The following is a 17,667-nucleotide window of genomic DNA, read 5'->3' as shown; positions in this document are numbered from 1 at the left end:
GGTCAGGCCCACCGGATGGACGGGGTGGGCCTCTCGGCTGCCGAGGGTAGCCGCAAACCGGGTGAAGGTGGAGCGGCGCGGGGCGGTTGGCCGCCGCCGCGCTGTCCCGCCATTCAGTCCTGCAGGCCGGGTTCGCCTGGCGCCAGCGGCACCCGTGAGCCGTCCAGCAGGCCACGGCTGAGCGCGCCGTTCTCGATGAACAGCAGCTCGCCGTTCTCGCCGTTCTTGATGCTGCTGTCGATCGCGATCACGCGGTCGCCATGGAAGCTGCTGACGTGCGGCATCGAGGTGTGGCCGACCACGATGCGCTTCAGTTGCAGGCGGTCCAGTACCGCCTGCACGCCCGCCGTGTCGAGACGCCCGTCGAAATAGCCGCGGTACCAGATCGGGCTGGTCTTGCCGTCATACAGCGGCGCGGTGGCGGGGTCGGCCTTCACTTCGGCCTTGGGCAGGCCCAGCGAGGCCTGGTACGCCGCGTTGGTGCGCGCCGGATCGAGCGCCAGTGCCACCGCCTCGGGCGAGATGCCGCCGTGCAGGAACAGGGTGTCACCGATCTTCAGCAGCACCGGGCGGGTACGCAGCCATTGGCCGATCACCGAATCTGCGCCGTACAGCTGCGGGTAGCTGCGGCCGAGCAGCTGCGCGCTGCGCAGGTACTTCGGGTTGACGTAGCGCAGGTCGTCGTACAGCACCATGGTCTCGTGGTTGCCGAGCACGAAGTGCACCGCGCCACCGGCAGCGGCGGCCTGCTGCTGAAGGCCATACAGCAGCCAGAACGCTTCGGTCACCTGCGGGCCGCGGTCGAACACATCACCGGCGATGACCAGGGTGTCCTTGCCCATTGCCCAACGGTCCTGGGCATCGATCACTTTGTTGGCGCGCAGCAGGCGCACCAGCAGACCGTACTGGCCATGGATGTCGGACAGCGCCACGATGCGCGGCACCGCCGGCAGCACGGAGACCGAGGGCGCAGTGGGTGCGGCCACGTGCACGGTGTGCGCGTACCCGCAGCGCGGCGCGACATCGGTATCTGCTGCGCCAATGGCCAGCGTGCGCGACTCGACCTTGTCGGCGCAGATCCACTTGGCCTGCAGCTGGTTGCCCTGGCGGAACACATAGGGGCCATCGGCCTCAACATGGGCGGCCGGTGCGGCGACCTCGCGGGCCTGCAACAGGGGCGTGCCCAGCAGCAGGGCCAGTGTCAGCAGCAGGCGGGCAGGGCAGGACAGGGCACGGTGCAGCATCGGGTGTTTCCTTGGCGGGCAATGAAAAGGCGGGCCCGAAGGCCCGCCCCTGATGCTACGCCGTTGCTCAGAACTTCGCGCGCAGGTTGAACAGCACGCGGCGCGGTTCACCCCAATAGCCAGAGTTGAAGAAGCCGACGTTGCGGTAGTAGGCCTTGTCGAACAGGTTGGTGACCGTCACGCCCACGCTCAGGTTGTCGTTGATGCGGTAGCGGCCCATAAGGTCGAACAGCACGTAGCCGCCCTGGCTCATCTTGCCGGTGGCCGTGACCGGCGTGCCGCTGGCGGTGAAGCGACCGGTGGGAATGGGCTGCATCTGGTAGATCTCGCTCTGTACGCTGACACCTCCGCCCAGCGTCCACTGGCCATGGGTCCAGGTGGTGTTGAAGCGGGCCAGGTGCATCGGGCTGGTGCTGGCGAAGCGGCTGCCATCGGGGTTGCTGCTGTAGCTGTAGGTGTAGCCGCCGGTCATGCTCCAGTGGTCGTTGATCGAACCGGAGACTTCGAACTCACCGCCCTGGGTGGTGATGCCGCGGCTGGCGATGTACGGCGAACTGCCATCGGGCAGCTTGATCTCACCACCGTTCGGGTCCAGTTCGGGCACGTTGTCCTGCTTCATGTAGAAGCCGTTCAACGCCGCGTACAGGCGGCCGCCGAAGAAGTCGGCCTTCAGGCCGTACTCGTAGTTGCCACCGGTGGTGGGGTCCAGCAGCTGGTTGTTGATGTCGCGGCGCGCGGTGGCCTGGAACACGTCCGAATAGCTGGCAAAGGCGGTGATGCTGCTGCTCAGGTCGTACAGCACGCCCACGTACGGGGTCAGCTCATGCGCGGTGGTGCGCGCGCTGCGGCTGGTGAACACGCCGTCGGTGTTGTAGTTGTCGGTGGTGGTGCGGTAATCGGAATAGCGCGCGCCGGCGATGATCTTCAGCGGGTCGATCGGATTCAGGCGCACGGCGGCGTAGTAGCCGGTTTCGGTGGTGTTCACCGTGCTGGACGGAATACCGTAGTTGTAGGTGGTCGGCTTGCCGATGTTGCCGTCCCAGCTGAAGATGCTGGGGAAGGCGGCCACGTTGTACGGGCGCGAGGTGATGCCGGCGCGGATGGTGTCCAGGTCACGGTCGTAGTGGTTGATGCCCACCACCAGCTCGTGCGAACGGCCGAACAGCTGGAACGGACCGGACGCGTACAGGTCGAAGGCATCTTCGCGGGTTTCCGAGACCGAGTAGGTATCGGCAATGCGCAGGCCCAGGCCGGTGACCGGGTCGGCCCAGTTGCCGGTGTTGGAACCGGCCAGCAGCAGCGAATCGGTGTCGGTGGCGCGGTGGTTGTAGGCCAGGCGGCCACTCCAGCCGGCGCCGAACTGCTGTTCCAGCGTGGCGAAGTAGTTGGTGCTTTCGCGGTTCCATTCGTTCCAGCGCGCTGCGGCGCTGTAGGAACGCGGCATGTGCGCGCGGCTGCCATCGCGGAAGTACAGCGGCGAGGCGCTCCAGGCGCCGCCATCGGAACCGGTCTTCAGGTAGTCGATGCCCGCACGCAGGCGGGTGCTGTCGGTCAGGTCGGCTTCGATCACCCCGTACAGGCTGGGCGATTTGTCATGCTGGAAGCGCACCCAGCTTTCCTTGTCGGTGTAGGCGCCGACGAAGCGCCCGCGCACGCGGCCACTCTTGCTGAGCGGGCCGGATACATCCACTTCGGCGCGCTTGTAATCCCACGAACCGGCGCTGAGGCTGGTGCTGGCCTGGAACGTTTCGGTCGGGCGCTTGCGCACCATGTTCACCGTGGCCGACGGGTTGCCCGAACCGGTCACCAGGCCGCTGGCGCCGCGCACCACTTCAATGCGTTCGTAGATGGAGGTGTCGCTGAGGATCGAGTTGCCGCCGGCGCCAGTGGTGTAGTTGGTGGGAATGCCATCGAACATGAAGTTGTTGATGGCAAACCCACGCGCGTTGAACAGCGTGCGGTTGCTGTCATACGACTGGATGGTGACGCCCGGCGTCTGCTGCAGCACTTCGGAAATCGTGATGAGGTTGAAATCCTCGATGCGCTGGCGGGTGAACACAGTCAGCGACTGCGGGGTTTCACGCAGGGTCAGCGGCAGCTTGGTGGCGGTGTTGGTGCCATAGACCTGGTAGCCCTCGGTGCGCTGGGTCACCATCACCCGGTCCAGTTCGGTGGTGGCCGGCGCAGTGTCCTGTGCCAACGCCGGCGAGGCGGCGCAGGCGAGCGACAAGGCGAGGGCGTTCCGGCGCAGGACGCCAGAGTGCGTGTACTTCATGGATTGACCTTTCTAGTTCAGGAACGGGAAGACGGGCGTGGCGCCGGCTTGGCCGGGCTGCGGAAACTGAGCCAGAGCACCATGGCCCCGGCGCCTGCGGCGAGCACGCCGCACCAACCAACAAAACCCTGTGCAGCGCCCCAGGCTGTGATGCTGGCCAACAGGCTGGCGAGCAGCCCGAGCGCGCCCAGCACCTGCAGCAGGCGACGGCGCGGCGTTGGTGGCGCATGGCCGGCCACATCGCGGTGGTGGCGTTCCATTGCCATGGCCAGGCAGGCGAAGGCGGCGGCCGCCAACAGCAGTGCAAGCACGCTCATGCGCCCGCCTCGGCCGGCGTGGTGGCGCGTGCGGTGCGGGGCTTGCGCTGCGCCGGCACGAAACGGTGCACCTTGCGCGCGGCCCACAACAGGCTCGCGCCGATCAGCAGCAGGCCGATGTCGATGCCGGCTTTGGCGCCATCACCGTTGGCCAGCGCACTGACCGCGCCGCCCTGCCAGACCACCAGGTTGTACAGCGGCAGGCCCAGCGCCAACGCGCCGGCCAATGCCAGTTGTTCTACCCAGCCGCGTCGGGCCGGGCGCAGCATCGCGTGCACCACACAGGCGGCCCAGGCGTAGAAGAACACCTTCACCTCGGCATCGCTGCGGTTGGCCACGTCCAGCGGCAGCAGGCGGTTGCCCCACAGGAAGGCCAGCATCGCCACCGGCAGGCCGGTGACGAAGCCGATGTTCAGGCGTTCGACGATGCGGAAGCCCAGGTGCGGCCGCGCCGGATCCGGCAGCTGGGTGCGCCGCTTCACCGTCCACAGCACCAGCCCGGTGGCCACCATCAGCGTGCCGGCCACGCCGGAAAGGAAGAACAGCCAGCGCATCGTGGTGGGTGCGAAGCGCGCGGCATGCAGGCCGATCATGCCGTCGCGGGTGATGACGGCGGCCGAACGCGGCGGCGCCGCATCCAGCAGGTTGCCGCGCGCATCGAAGGCCAGCGTGTCGGCAGCGCCAGCGATCTGGTCGCCCTGCTGGCGGCGCACGCTGATGCGCATCGCCGCATCGGCAGGCTGCTCGACCTGCAGCGAGGCCGCATGGCCGCCGCCCCATTGCACTTCGGCACGGCGCAGCACCTCGGCCAGCGCCGGCGGCGTCGCGGCCACCCCACTGGCCTCGGCCTTCTCCGCACGCGGGAACAGTTCGGCGAAGAACGCATCGCGGCCACCGGGGTAGTTCGCATCCACCGCCCACGGCATGTACAGGGTCATCAGGGTGATCAGACCGGTGTAGGTGATCATCAGATGGAACGGCAGTGACAGCACCGCAAGCGCGTTGTGGCCGTCCAGCCAGGTACGTTGGCCTTTGCCGCGGCGGAAGGTGAAGAAGTCGGTGAAGATCTTCTTGTGGGTGATGACACCGCTGATGATCGCCACCAGCATCAGCATGGAACAGGCACTGATGAACCAGCGCGCCCACAGCACCGGCACGTAGTGCAGATCGAAATGCAGGCGGTAGAAGAAATTGCCGCCGCGTGTTTCGCGTACCTGCACCGGGGTGCCGTCGGCATCCAGAGTGGCCTGGTTGGGATTGCGCTGGCCGCGCCGGCGTTCCTTCTCGCCCTTCGGCTGCCAACTGACGGTGGTGGCGCTGCTGCGCGAATCGGGGAGTTCGATGCTCCAGCGCTGCGCGTCGGCTGCGGTGCGGGCCAGGAACTGCTGGGCTTGGTTCACTGCGGTGGTGGCATCGGCGGGCAGGCCGACTTCCGGCTGCATCCAGCGGGTCAGTTCTTCCTTCCAGTACGACGCGGTACCGGCAATGAAGATCAGGAACAGCACCCAGCCGACCACCAGGCCCGACCAGGTGTGCAGCACCGATTGTGATTGCCGGATGCCGCCCAGGTTGTCGGCGCTGCTCATGCGATGTTCCCGCGCAGCAGCCAAGCGATCAGTGCAGCGAGTGCGCCCGCGGCCAGCAGACCCAGTGCGGCGCGCAGGGTGCTGCGCGCGGCATAGGCCCAGATGGCGGCCAGGGCGTAGACCACGAATGCGGCCATGGTCGCCACCAGGGTGGCATCGGCCCTGGCGACGGGCAGCAGGCGCGCCAGCGCGGCAGCCCAGCAGGCGGCGACCGCGTAACCGCCCAGCAGCGCCAGCAGCCCGCGGGCCCAGAGCAGGCCATGACCGCTAACGCGCGCCACACGCTTGGCCGGCGCAGCGCCGGCAGCAGAAGGAGAGGTAGGTGCGGCCATCGCCGAAGTCAATGAGAACCGTGTGCAATTGCGATTGAATGCTATTTGACACCGGTGGCCCTGTCGAGTCCCCCATCCGGGGGATGCGGCCGTCTACAGCTTGCGCACTACAGTGGCGTGCGCGGGCAGCGGTTGTCTGTTGTTGTCCAGCGGTTGCATGTAGGGAACGGCTGAACCGTTGTCACGCTGGATCAAGGAAGAGTGGGCTTCGCCAGCGCCGAAGCGATGGCGTTCACTCCATTGGCGCAGCGCTACCAGCAGTGGGAACAGCTCCAGGCCGGCGGCGGTGAGCACGTATTCCTGGTAGGCCGAACCATCGGAGGCCGGCTGCAGCTGCAGGATGCCGGCCTCGACCAGCCTGCGCAGGCGATCGCTGAGGATGTTGCGCGCCGCGCCGAGGCTGCGCTGGAAGTCGCCGAAGCGACTGACGCCGTCGAAGGCATCGCGGATCACCAGCAGGGCCCAACGATCACCGAGCAGGTCGGCGCCGCGGGCGACGGGGCAGGGGCTGTCAGCGTGCATGGCGGGCGTCTCCAAATGTGGTTGCAGTTTAAAACCAACATCGCTAGCCTGCATCAAGTTTCAATTTGCAACCACATCATGAAGGCTGAATCCATTCCACGTCCGCTGCTGGTCCTGCTGGCCGTTGCCGCGGGCGCCAGCGTCGCCAACGTCTATTACGCCCAGCCTCTGTTGGACCAGCTGGCACAGGCGTTCGCGCTGGATCGCGCGGTGGCGGGCGCGGTACTGGCCGCTACCCAGGCTGGCAGCGTGCTGGCACTGCTCGGACTGCTTCCGCTGGCTGACCGCGGTGACCGCCGCCGGCTGTTGCGATTACAGCTGATGGCACTGGTGGTGGCGTTGGCGTGGCTGGCGGCGGCACGCACCGCGGTGTGGCTGCTGTCGGGCATGCTGCTGGCCGGGCTGCTGGGCACGGCGCTGACCCAGGGCTTGATCGCCTATACCGCCACGCTGTCGCCGCCCGAGCAGCGCGGTCGCAGCGTAGGTGTGGTGCAGGGGGGAGTGTTCATCGGCCTGCTGCTGGCGCGCGTGCTATCGGGCGTGGTGGCGGCCAGCGCTGGCTGGCGGGCGGTCTATCTGCTTTCAGCGCTGCTGATGGCAGCCCTGGCAGGGGTGCTGTGGCGGCGGCTGCCGGCGGTTCCGGTGCCGTCGATACCGCCGCGCTGGTCGGCGCTGCTGTGCTCGATGCTGGGCATGCTGCGGCGGGATCGAACGCTGCGCGAGCGTGCTCCGCTGGCGCTGCTGCTGTTTGCCGGCCTCAATGTGTTCTGGGCAGCGGCACCGCTGCCACTGTCGGCACCGCCGTTGAACTGGTCGACCGCCGCCATCGGTGCCCTTGGCCTGGCGGGTGTGCTCGGCGCGCTGATGGCGGCGCGGGTGGGGCACTGGATGGACCGTGGCTTCGCCCATCGGGTCAGCCTCGGTGCGCTGGTGTTGATGCTGCTTGCCTGGTGGCCGCTGCTGGGGCTTCAACAGTCGGTGTCGCTGCTGCTGCTGGGCGTGGTCGTACTCGACCTCGGTGGGCAGGCACTGCATGTGTCGAACCAGGCGCTGCTGCTGCGTGCACCGGCGGAACAGCATGGGCGCCTGGTGGCGCTGTACATGCTGTTCTACGCGGTGGGCAGCGGCATCGGTGCGGCGGCCGGACCGTGGGTGCAGGCCCGGCATGGTTGGGCCGCGGTGTGCCTGCTGGGGGCGGGCATCGCAGTGCTGGCACTGCTGTGGTGGGGATGTGGGGCATACCGCGGCATGCCCCTGCGGAGCGACACGCCCGTCCGGCGTTGACGCTACCGCTGCAATGCGCGCCGCCCCGGCGCCTCCTGCAGCGCCTCGCTGGCCACCACCACGCGGTTGCGGCCGCTGCGCTTGGCCTCGTACATCGCGGCGTCGGCGCGCGCCATCAGCCGCTCGTAATCCGGGTGGCCGTCATGGCCGGCCACGCCGATGCTGGCGGTCAGTGCCAGTACCTGTCCATTGGCCAGGGCCACCGGCGACTGTGCGATCTGCCGGCGCAGGCTTTCGGCAATCACTTCGGCCTGCGATTCGCTGGCCGCGACCAGCACCACCACGAATTCTTCGCCGCCATAGCGGAACAGATAATCGCTGCCGCGGGTGAGCTGGCCGAGCAGGCCCGCCACGTGCTGCAACGCGCGGTCGCCGGCATCATGGCCGTGGCCGTCGTTGATGGCCTTGAAATGATCCAGATCGAGCAGCAGCAGCGAGAACGGCGTGTGGTTGCGCGTGGCCAGCTCGATCTCCCTGCGCAGTACCGTCGGCAGGAAACGGCGGTTGAGCAGGTTGGTCAGGGCGTCGCTGCCGGCATCCAGTTCGCCGATGCGCTCGAACAGCAGTGTCATCAGCGTGCGGATGGCTGCCAGGTCTTCGCGGATCAATGGCAGCCCGGCCAGCCGCTGGGCAGTGGCGTCGGTGGCGGCCTGTTGCAGGCGATCATCGATACGCGCCATCAACTGCCCGACCTGCTGGGTCTCGCTGCTTTCACCGAAGCTGGGGATGCCCTTGTGGGTGAACCACAGGCCGAACTCGGAGCTGGCCAGGCTGGCACTGTCGCTGCCCTGCACATGGCCGGCCAGGGCGTACAGCAGGGCGTTCTCCCAATCCAGCAGCAGGGCGCGCTGACGCTCGCGCTCGGTGCTGACGTTCTGCACCAGCGAGAACAACCGGTAGGCCGCATCGGCACGGGTGGAGCGTTCGCGCGCATGGGTGTAAGCCAGGGTCATGCCTTCCATGGCGATGTCCATGATCGCGCTGAGGCAGTCGATGGCGGCGAAGGCGGTGGCACTGTCGGGCGCAGTGTCGCGCAGGCGCACGAACAGCTCGTGCTTGAGCACGCGCGCGCCACGGGTCACCAGGTCGACGGGAATGCCGACCCGCGCGTGCACATCGCCGATCACCCGTTGCGAGGCGACGGTGGTGGCGATGCCGGCGGCATCGGTGGTCAGCAACTGCACCAGCCAGCGCTGCATGGCCGGTTGCAGGCGCTGCTTGACCTGCTCATGGGACAGGAAACGGCGTGCCCGTGCATCCTGCAGCAGCACTTCGTAGAAGCGCTGGGCCAGCGCGGGCGGGGCATCGGTGGCAGCGGCGCGCAACAGCGCGGTGGCGGCCGGGCCGGCCTGTTGCAGGCAATGCTGCCACGCCTCGGCCAACGGCTGGCTGGCATCGTCCAATTGGGGTGATTCCACGTCGATCTCTGGCTGCGTACGGCAAACCACCGGTATCGGCCGTGGTGGCGTGCGGTTGATGGCGGGTGAGCCGGCCAGTTTAAGCGCGATGCAGGCTTGCCCGGTGCGCAAAGCACATCGCGCCTGCTGCTGCAATGAGTGAACGCATTTGAGAATCAATCGCATTAATGGGAGAATGCGCGCACGGAACGGGCCGCAGGCGACTGCAGCGACGCTCCGCCTCCCCCCTCGTCGTCGCCTCAAGCCCTTTGCCAGAGGCCCCGTTGCCCTGCCAGAAGGTCCAGATCATGTCCCCAGCCGTTGTCCTTTCGCCGCGCCCGCTGGCGCTCGCCGTTGCCGCCCTGCTGGCGGGCAGCGCCCTGACCGCCCAGGCCGAAACCGACGCAACCGATATCGACACGGTGCACGTCACTGCCTCGCAGATCGCGCGGCAGGCGCTGGGCACCTCGACCATCACCGCCGAGGACATCGCCAAGCGCCCGCCGGCCAACGACATCGCCGAACTGCTGCGCACCATGCCGGGCGTCAACCTGACCGGCAACAGTGCTTCCGGCCAGTACGGCAACAACCGCCAGATCGACCTGCGCGGCATGGGCCCGGAAAACACCCTGATCCTGGTTGACGGCAAGCGCATCGGCGCACGCGATGCGGTGCGCATGGGCCGCAGCGGCGAGCGCAACACGCGCGGCGACACCAATTGGGTCCCCGCGGAGATGATCGAGCGCATCGAAGTGCTGCGCGGACCGGCGGCAGCCCGCTACGGTTCCGGCGCTTCCGGCGGCGTGGTCAACATCATCACCAAGCGCCCGACCGGCGACCTGACCGGCGCGGTTGACCTGTATGGCCTGGTGCCCGAGCACAGTGCCGAAGGCGGCAGCGAACGCGTCGGCCTGCAGCTGAGCGGCCCGATGACCGACACCCTGTCATTCCGGCTGTACGGCAACCTCAACAAGACCGACGCCGATTCGCTGGACCTCAACCGCCAGTACGCGACCAACCCGAATGCCGTACCGCCGGCTGGCCGCGAAGGCGTCAAGAACCGTGACGTCAACGCGCTGCTGCGCTGGGACCTCACCGCCGACCAGGTGGTCGAGTTCGAAGCCGGCACCAGCCGCCAGGGCAACATCTATGCCGGCGACCGCGCCGTCAGCACCACCGGCACCTCGACCGGTGTCGATCTGGCCGCGCTGGCCGACGGCAAGGCGGAAACCAACCGCATGTACCGCAACACCGGTGCGATCACCCATCGTGGCCGCTGGGGCGACGTGACCTCGCGGCTCACGGCCGCGGTCGAGGCGGTGAACAACTCGCGCATCAATGAAGGCCTGGCCGGTGGCCCGGAAGGCAGCTTCAACGGCACCGACTGGTCGACCTCGCGCCTGCGCAATTACCAGCTGGATGGCGAAGTGAGCTTCCCGACCACGCTGGGCGGCGCCGAGAACATCTGGACGCTGGGCTTTGAATACCTCGACAGCCGCCTGACCGATCCGTACTCGATGAGCCAGTCCAGCAGCAGCGGTGGCGGTCTCCCCGGCCTGTCGGCCGACCGTGCACGCGGCAAGGCCGATGCCCAGACCACTGCGGTGTTCGTGGAAGACAACATCTACCTGGGCGAGCGCTGGATCGTCACCCCGGGCCTGCGCTTCGACCACCACAGCCAGTTCGGCAACAACACCAGCCCCAGCCTCAACGCGCAGTTCCGCATCAACAGCGACTGGGTGGTGAAGGGCGGCATCGCGCGCGCCTTCAAGGCACCGAACCTGTACCAGTCGAATCCGGACTACCTGTACTACACCCGCGGCAATGGTTGCCCGAATGCGTTGCCGAGCCTGGGTGCCGGCTGCTACATGCGCGGCAACGCGGACCTGAAGGCGGAAACCAGCGTGAACAAGGAACTGGGTGTGGAGTGGGCGCCGCAGAGTGGCTGGCAGGCGTCGCTGACCTACTTCCACAACGACTACAAGGACAAGATCCAGGCCGGCTACGACCAGATCGGCCTGACCGCCGATGGCAGGGGCCGCATCTTCCGCTGGGAGAACGCGCCGAAGGCGATCGTGCAGGGGCTGGAAGGAAACCTGGTGATCCCGCTGCTGGGCGAGCAGGGCAACCGCCTGAAGTGGAGCAACAACTTCACCTACATGGTGGAGAACGAGAACAAGACCACGCGCCAGCCGCTGTCGGTGATCCCCAAGTATACGATCAACACCATGCTGGACTGGCAGGCCACCGACAAGCTGTCGCTGCTGCTGACCGGTACCTTCTATGGCAGGCAGAAGCCGGCCACCACCAACATCAACAATGATCCGCGCTGCACCGGCACCTGCGATCCGTCGCTCGCGCTGCAGGATCGCGGGGCTTACAACATCTGGGGCGTGAGCGCGCGCTACAGGGTGACCGAGACGGTCAGCTTCGGCTTCGGTGTGAACAACCTGGCCGACAAGCGCCTGTTCCGCGAGGCCAACAGCAGCGATGCCGGTGCGGCGACCTATAACGAGCCGGGTCGCGCGTACTGGGCCAGCCTGCGCTTCGGCTTCTGATCGGACGCGGACTTCACTCCGCTGTGATCGCCGGGGCGGGCCTGGCGCCACCGGACGGGCTCCGGTAGCGCCGGGCCCGGCCCGGTGAGGGACCGCGTGGCCTGCAATGTTATAAACACCGTGATAGTTTCCCCACGCACGCACGCGTAGCCTGCGTCCATCGCAAAGGAGCTGTTGCCATGGGCCACGACCACGATCACCTGCCATCCGAGATCCGCCACGAGAAACCCCTGTGGTGGGCGCTCGGCCTGACCTCCACCTTCCTCGTCGTCGAAGTGGTGGGCGCGTTCTGGACCAACAGCCTGGCGCTGTTGTCCGATGCCGCGCACATGGCCACCGACGCACTGGCGCTGATGATCGCGCTGGTGGCGGTGCGACTGAGCCGGCGCCCGCCGGATGCACGGCGCACCTACGGCTATGCACGCCTGGAAGCGCTGGGCGCGATGATCAACGGCGCGATGCTGTTCGTGGTCGCCGCCTACATCCTGTGGGAGGCGGTGGGACGTTTCCGCGAGCCGCAGGAGATCGCTTCCTCCGGCATGCTGGTGATCGCCGCCGCGGGCCTCATCATCAACCTGATCTCGATGCGCCTGCTGCAGGCCGGCAGCGGCGAGAGCCTCAACGTGAAGGGCGCCTACCTGGAAGTGTGGGCGGACATGCTGGGCTCGGTGGCGGTGATCGCCGGCGCGTTGTTGATCAAGTGGACCGGCTGGAAGCCGATCGACCCGATCCTGGCCGTGCTGATCGGCCTGTGGGTACTGCCGCGCACCTACGTGCTGATGCGCGAGGCGATCAACGTGCTGCTGGAAGGCGTGCCCAAGGGCATGGACGTGGCCAAGGTGCGCGATAGCCTGTCCGGCCACGCGGCCGTGCTGGACGTGCATGACCTGCACGTGTGGGCGCTGGCTTCCAGCACGCCGGCACTGACCGCGCACATCGTGATGCGCGACGGCACCGATGCCGATGTGCTGCGCCGTGAACTGGGTGGCCGCCTGCACGATGACTTCGGCATCGAGCATGTGACGCTGCAGATCGAGGCGGACCACTGCGGCGAAGCCTGTGGCGAACCGGCGCCGGCCAAGGGCGGCGAGCACGAGGGCCATGAGGGCCACGACCACGGCGAGGACGCGCAGGGCCATCGCGGCCACGTGCATCGCTGATCGAAATCGAAGGCCGTGCCGGGGATGCCCGCTGCGCTCATTCGTCCCGGCGCGAGGCCAGCCGATCCGCCAGCCGGGTCGGCTCCGGCAGGCGGTAGCCCCGCAGCGTGCGCTGCACCCAGTCCAGCGCGGTGTCCGCACTGACCCGATGGCCACCGGCCACGAACAACGGCTTGCAGCGCACCTTGCTGCGCAGTACCCAACCCAGTTGTTCATTGCCGTCCAGCAGCGGCGTATGCGCGCCGGGTTCCGGTGCCGGTTCCTCAAAGCGGCCCACCAGTTTCGACTTGGCCACGCCGATGCTTGGCAGGTCGGTGACCACGCCCAGGTGCGCGGCGATGCCCAACCGGCGCGGATGGCTGATGCCGTGGCCATCGACGAAGACCAGGTCGGGCGCGTGCGGCAGCAAGGCCAGCGCCGCCAGCAGCGCCGGCAACTCGCGGAAGCTGAGCAGGCCGGGGATGTAAGGCATCACCGTGGGAATGCGCGCGATCTCCTGCGCGACAGGCCGTAGCGTCGTTGCGTCCAGCAGTACCGCGGCCGCGCGGGTGGTGGCGCCGTCATCCTCGAAGCCGACATCCAGCCCGGCCAGCCAGCGCACGTTGCGGGGCAGCCGGTCCTGGCGTTCCACCCGGCCGACCAGCTGAAGCTGCTGCGCGCGGGCGGCACTGACGCTGCCTTCCCAGCGCCCGGGATCGATCATCGTATTCATTGGCCACAGCATCGCATGCGCGGCGCCACGGTCCGGTGAGCAGCGCCCGGGGCTACAATGGGCGCCTGCCTTTCCTCGCATTGGAGACCCTGCAGTGACCCGTAAACTCGTACTGTTGCGCCATGGCCAGAGCCAGTGGAACCTGGACAACCGCTTCACCGGCTGGGTCGATGTCGACCTCACCGAGCAGGGGCGCCGGGAAGCGGCCGCCGCCGGCCGCCTGATGCGCGAGGAAGGCCTGCAGTTCGATGTCGCCCACACCTCCGTGCTCAAGCGTGCCATCCACACCCTGCAGGGTGCGCTGGCCGAACTGGAACAGGACTGGCTGCCGGTGAACAAGTCCTGGCGCCTCAATGAGCGCCACTACGGCGGCCTGCAGGGCCTGGACAAGGCCGAGACCGCCGCCAAGCACGGCGAGGAGCAGGTCAAGGTGTGGCGTCGTTCGTACGACATCCCGCCGCCGCCGATGGAGCTGGAAGATCCGGGCCACCCGATCCATGACCGCCGCTACGCGGGCCTGGACCACAACGCGCTGCCGGGCACCGAATCGCTGGCAACCACCCTGGACCGCGTGCTGCCGTACTGGCACGACGCCATCGCGCCGCAGCTGAAGGACGGCAAGACCGTGCTGGTCACCGCCCACGGCAACTCGCTGCGCGCGCTGTACAAGTACCTCAACAACGTCTCGCGCGAGGAAATCCTCGAGCTGAACATTCCGACTGGCATCCCGCTGCTGTTCGAACTGAACGACGACCTGACGGTGAAGTCGTTCCGCTACCTGGGCGACCCGGAAGCGGCGCGCAAGGCCGCTGAAGCCGTAGCCAACCAGGGCAAGGCGAAATAAAGAAGAAGGCCGGCGCAAGCCGGCCTTTCTTTATCTGGATCGCTGCTCATTGGAATCGGAGTTCTGGCCGGTGGCCTTCTGTTCCTGAAGGTCGAGAATGAAGGCAGCTGCCGAAATTGGGGGCGGTGAGGCCAATCCATAGATCCATTTCGAGGCCTTTAAATAGGTTCCGATCCCGAGAAAATCGATGACTACATCAACGAAGATTGAGGTGAGTCCCTTAACCACGCGGGATTGATCGGCCTGTCCCCTGATTGCCTTTGCCGTGGCATCGCGAATTTCGGCGGTCACATCGAGGTAGCTTCTCGCCGCATCCTCAATGTTCTTGGCCGCAATATAGCGACGGAACTGCTTGGTATAATCATTGGTGGCAATATGATCGAAAATCATGGGGTCAGGCCCCTGGATTGACACGCAGTTATCGACCATTGCATTGATTACAAAGCTTCCGGTCCTTGCCTTTGTGTTGTCGTCCTGGGTTGGGTGGAACTGTGTTGGGAATCGCTTGGCAAAAAGCTCCTGCGAGAAGGAGTTCAATGAAAGCGTGATGGGGAGCGATTTCTCAAGCGCCTTGTGAATTGCGATATCAGTTGCGAGGGTTGCAGGAGAGTTGGAATTGGCAATGCAATGGACGCCGAGAATGTCAAGAGGGCGCGTGTGATTGTCGATTCTTCGGCCTTTGGAATTCCACCAGTATGCTCCGGCATTTTCTGCTCTCGGCCAATACTCATCAAAGTTCCGACTGATCACCTCGCGCATGCTGTCATCCCCGTAGTCCGGAGGAAGTTTCAGCGCGCTCCTTACGTCTTCCTGTACATGAGTGGGTTGCTTGTCGATCTCTTGGTCCAGATAGCGGATGCTTGGGTGCCCGCGCAGGGATTGCGGGCAGAGGCTTTCGCAAAGGAACCAGATTTCGTCATAGAACACTGTCAGTGCTAACGAATTTTCAAGGATTGGATTCGGAGCGCCTACGCCATCATTCCTTGTCTGGCTCGCTGTATTCTGGTAGTCGTAGAACGTCGGGCCGCTGAGGCCGATGAATATCCTGGACGTCATTGTTGCCCTCCTGGCAGATTACCCGCGTGGCGTGTTGGTGGCGGTAGTTGTATAGAAACTGCAGCTCCTGCAATTTGCACAAGGCGCCATCTGACGTCAATGCGCGTGGCCGACATTGTGTGGCACCCGGGATTGGGTGTGACCTTTGGCGGTCCCCGTCCGACGTGTCTGGGGCTACCCTGTGAAATTACCCGCAGGAGAGCCTCATGAACGTCCGCAATCTGGTCCCGCTGGGCCTGACGATCGCCATCGCCGCCTCGCTGGCTGCCTGTGGCAAGAATGAATCCGCGCCGGCCGCCACCGCCGATGCCAAGCCGGCCTTCGATCAGTCGCAGATCAAGACGCCGCTGATCTCGCTCAACAGCGCCGATCTGGACCCGGCCATTTCGGCCTGTACCGACCTCAATGGCTTCGTCAACAGCAAGTGGCTGAAGGCCAACCCGGTGCCGGGCGACCAGACTACCTGGGGCAGCTTCGAGATCCTGCGCGAGCGCTCGCTGGAAGTGCAGCACGCGCTGGTACAGCAGGCCGCCGCCAGCCAGGCCAAGGCCGGTTCGGTGGAAGCCAAGATCGGTGACATCTGGAAGACCGGCAACGACGAAGCGAAGATCGAAGCCGCCGGCCTGGCGCCGCTGCAGCCGCAGCTGGACAAGATCGCTGCGCTGAACGACACCGCCGCCATCACCCAGTACCTGCGCGACAGCCAGGCTGAAGGCAAGGGCGTGCTGTTCTCGCTGTTCGGCAATGCCGATTACAAGGATTCGGCCAACGTCATCGCCTACGTCGGCCAGGGCGGCCTGGGCCTGCCGGAAAAGGGCTACTACTTCGACGACGCGCAGGCCAAGATCCGCGACGCCTACGTGGCCTACATCGCGCAGGTGCTGACCCTGTCCGGCATGGATGCTGCGCAGGCGGCCGAGCAGGCCAAGGCCGTGATGGCCTTCGAAACCCGCCTGGCCAAGGCCTCGATGTCGCGCATCGAAATGCGTGACCCGGCCAAGCGCTACAACCCGCTCAGCGCCGCCGACGCCGACAGGCTGACGCCGAACTTCAGCTGGACCGCGCTGTTCGACACCCTGAAGGTGCCGGCCGCGCAGAAATTCTCGCTGGCCCAGCCGGGTTTCTTCGGTGAAATGGACAAGATGCTGGCCGACGTGCCAGCCAGCACCTGGCAGGCCTACCTGCGCTTCCACACCATCGACGACGCCTCGCCGTACCTGAGCAGCCAGTTCGAGAAGGCCAACTTCGATTTCTACGGCACCACCCTGCGTGGCCAGAAGGAGATGCAGCCGCGCTGGAAGCGCGTGCTGGAATCGGTGAACGGTGGCATGGGTGAAGCCCTGGGCCAGCTGTACGTCGACGCCGTGTTCCCGGCCGAATCGAAGGTCGCCATGCAGCACCTGGTGGAAAACCTGTCGCAGGCGCTGAAGGCGCGCCTGGAGCAGCTGCCGTGGATGGGCGAAGAGACCAAGAAGAAGGCACTGGAAAAGTGGGCCAGCTTCACCCCGAAGATCGGCTACCCCGACAAGTGGCGTGACTGGGCCGGCCTGCAGACCAACGGTGACAGCTACCTGGGCAACATGCAGGCGGCACGTGCGTTCAACTACCGCTACATGCTGGACAAGATCGGCAAGCCGGTGGACAAGACCGAGTGGGGCATGACTCCGCAGACGGTCAACGCCTACTACAACGCCACCAAGAACGAGATCGTGTTCCCGGCGGCGATCCTGCAGGCGCCGTTCTTCGACGCCAAGGCCGATCCGGCGCTGAACTACGGCGGCATCGGCGCGGTCATCGGCCACGAGATGATGCACGGCTACGATGACTCGGGCAGCCAGTTCGCCGCCAACGGCAACTTCGACAACTGGTGGACCGACGGTGACCGCAAGGCCTTCACCGAGCGTACCGACCAGTTGGTCGCGCAGTTCGACGGCTACGAGTCGGTGCCGGGCGTGTTCGTGAAGGGCAAGCTGACCCTGGGCGAGAACATCGGCGACCTGGGCGGCCTGACCGTGGCCTACGACGCGCTGCAGATGGCGCTGAAGGAAGACCCGAAGGCGAATGTCGACGTCGATGGCCACAGCCAGGACCAGCGCTTCTTCATGAACTGGGCCACCGTGTGGCGTCGCAATTTCACTGATGGTGAACTGCGCGTGCGTCTGAACACCGATCCGCACGCCCCGGCGAACTTCCGTGCCAACGGTGCGCCGTCGAACATGCCGTCCTTCGCTGCCGCGTTCCAGTGCAAGGCCGGCGACGCGATGGTGCGTGCCGACGACAAGCGCGTGGTGATCTGGTAATCGATCGCACGTGATGCGTATTGCGAAAGGCCCGGCGAAAGCCGGGCCTTTTGTTTGCCGGCCCGGTGGCGCCGGATCGG

General features: G+C 66.3%; 14 protein-coding genes. 5 read left to right on the top strand and 9 right to left on the bottom strand.

Annotation, left to right across the window (positions count from 1 at the left end):
* Positions 1 to 113: 113 nt before the first annotated feature.
* The 6 genes from N5C18_RS01535 to N5C18_RS01510 all read right to left on the bottom strand — a co-directional run bounded on the left by N5C18_RS01535 (position 114) and on the right by N5C18_RS01510 (position 6,276).
* On the bottom strand, positions 114 to 1,244 hold the full coding sequence (locus N5C18_RS01535; protein ID WP_279943643.1) for a metallophosphoesterase: 1,131 nt from the start codon (positions 1,242 to 1,244) through the stop codon (positions 114 to 116).
* A 67-nt stretch (positions 1,245 to 1,311) separates the two neighbouring features.
* Entirely contained in the window at positions 1,312 to 3,519 is a 2,208-nt protein-coding gene (locus tag N5C18_RS01530) for a TonB-dependent siderophore receptor (RefSeq protein WP_279943642.1), read from the bottom strand.
* 17 nt (positions 3,520 to 3,536) lie between these two features.
* Positions 3,537 to 3,836: a DUF3325 domain-containing protein gene (locus N5C18_RS01525; RefSeq protein WP_180878225.1), complete on the bottom strand. Its 300-nt coding sequence runs from the start codon at positions 3,834 to 3,836 to the stop codon at positions 3,537 to 3,539.
* Positions 3,833 to 5,422, bottom strand: a complete 1,590-nt coding sequence (locus N5C18_RS01520) for a PepSY-associated TM helix domain-containing protein (RefSeq protein WP_279943641.1) — start codon at positions 5,420 to 5,422, stop codon at positions 3,833 to 3,835. Before N5C18_RS01520 ends, N5C18_RS01525 begins: the two co-directional genes overlap by 4 nt.
* Entirely contained in the window at positions 5,419 to 5,754 is a 336-nt protein-coding gene (locus N5C18_RS01515; protein ID WP_279943640.1) for a hypothetical protein, read from the bottom strand. Before N5C18_RS01515 ends, N5C18_RS01520 begins: the two co-directional genes overlap by 4 nt.
* Positions 5,755 to 5,847: 93 nt before the next feature.
* Positions 5,848 to 6,276, bottom strand: a complete 429-nt coding sequence (locus N5C18_RS01510; protein ID WP_053449166.1) for a helix-turn-helix domain-containing protein — start codon at positions 6,274 to 6,276, stop codon at positions 5,848 to 5,850.
* Between the two features lie 78 nt (positions 6,277 to 6,354).
* On the opposite strand from N5C18_RS01510, the gene N5C18_RS01505 reads away from it, so the two are divergent.
* The gene (locus N5C18_RS01505) at positions 6,355 to 7,560 is read left to right on the top strand and encodes an MFS transporter (RefSeq protein WP_279943638.1); all 1,206 of its coding nucleotides are present in this window, start codon (positions 6,355 to 6,357) and stop codon (positions 7,558 to 7,560) included.
* 2 nt (positions 7,561 to 7,562) lie between these two features.
* Here N5C18_RS01505 and N5C18_RS01500 read toward each other — a convergent pair whose 3' ends face one another.
* Entirely contained in the window at positions 7,563 to 8,978 is a 1,416-nt protein-coding gene (locus N5C18_RS01500; protein ID WP_274512320.1) for a GGDEF domain-containing protein, read from the bottom strand.
* 287 nt (positions 8,979 to 9,265) lie between these two features.
* On the opposite strand from N5C18_RS01500, the gene N5C18_RS01495 reads away from it, so the two are divergent.
* Positions 9,266 to 11,515 (top strand): TonB-dependent siderophore receptor, encoded by a 2,250-nt coding sequence (locus tag N5C18_RS01495; RefSeq protein ID WP_279943637.1) that lies wholly within the window; start codon positions 9,266 to 9,268, stop codon positions 11,513 to 11,515.
* Between the two features lie 179 nt (positions 11,516 to 11,694).
* Positions 11,695 to 12,675 carry a cation diffusion facilitator family transporter gene (locus tag N5C18_RS01490; protein ID WP_164241368.1) on the top strand — a complete coding sequence of 327 codons (981 nt, stop codon included), beginning with the start codon at positions 11,695 to 11,697 and terminating at the stop codon, positions 12,673 to 12,675.
* Between the two features lie 37 nt (positions 12,676 to 12,712).
* On the opposite strand, the gene nfi is transcribed toward N5C18_RS01490, so the two are convergent.
* Complete coding sequence (gene nfi / locus N5C18_RS01485; RefSeq protein WP_279943635.1) at positions 12,713 to 13,387, bottom strand: deoxyribonuclease V; 675 nt, start codon at positions 13,385 to 13,387, stop codon at positions 12,713 to 12,715.
* A gap of 94 nt (positions 13,388 to 13,481) precedes the next feature.
* Here nfi and gpmA point away from each other — a divergent pair, with 94 nt between their 5' ends.
* On the top strand, positions 13,482 to 14,231 hold the full coding sequence (gene gpmA / locus N5C18_RS01480) for a 2,3-diphosphoglycerate-dependent phosphoglycerate mutase (protein WP_053511913.1): 750 nt from the start codon (positions 13,482 to 13,484) through the stop codon (positions 14,229 to 14,231).
* Between the two features lie 30 nt (positions 14,232 to 14,261).
* On the opposite strand, the gene N5C18_RS01475 is transcribed toward gpmA, so the two are convergent.
* Positions 14,262 to 15,287, bottom strand: coding sequence for a hypothetical protein (locus tag N5C18_RS01475; protein ID WP_164241366.1), 1,026 nt, complete (start codon positions 15,285 to 15,287; stop codon positions 14,262 to 14,264).
* 206 nt (positions 15,288 to 15,493) lie between these two features.
* Between N5C18_RS01475 and N5C18_RS01470 the strand changes: the two genes are divergently transcribed.
* Positions 15,494 to 17,587: a M13 family metallopeptidase gene (locus tag N5C18_RS01470; protein ID WP_279943634.1), complete on the top strand. Its 2,094-nt coding sequence runs from the start codon at positions 15,494 to 15,496 to the stop codon at positions 17,585 to 17,587.
* The last annotated feature ends 80 nt before the right edge of the window (positions 17,588 to 17,667 follow it).

Origin of the sequence: Stenotrophomonas sp. GD03930 (genome assembly GCF_029839665.1) — a bacterium.
Classification (GTDB): domain Bacteria; phylum Pseudomonadota; class Gammaproteobacteria; order Xanthomonadales; family Xanthomonadaceae; genus Stenotrophomonas; species Stenotrophomonas forensis.
Note: the sequence above shows the minus strand (reverse complement) of the source record. Positions and strands in the feature narration are given on the sequence as shown.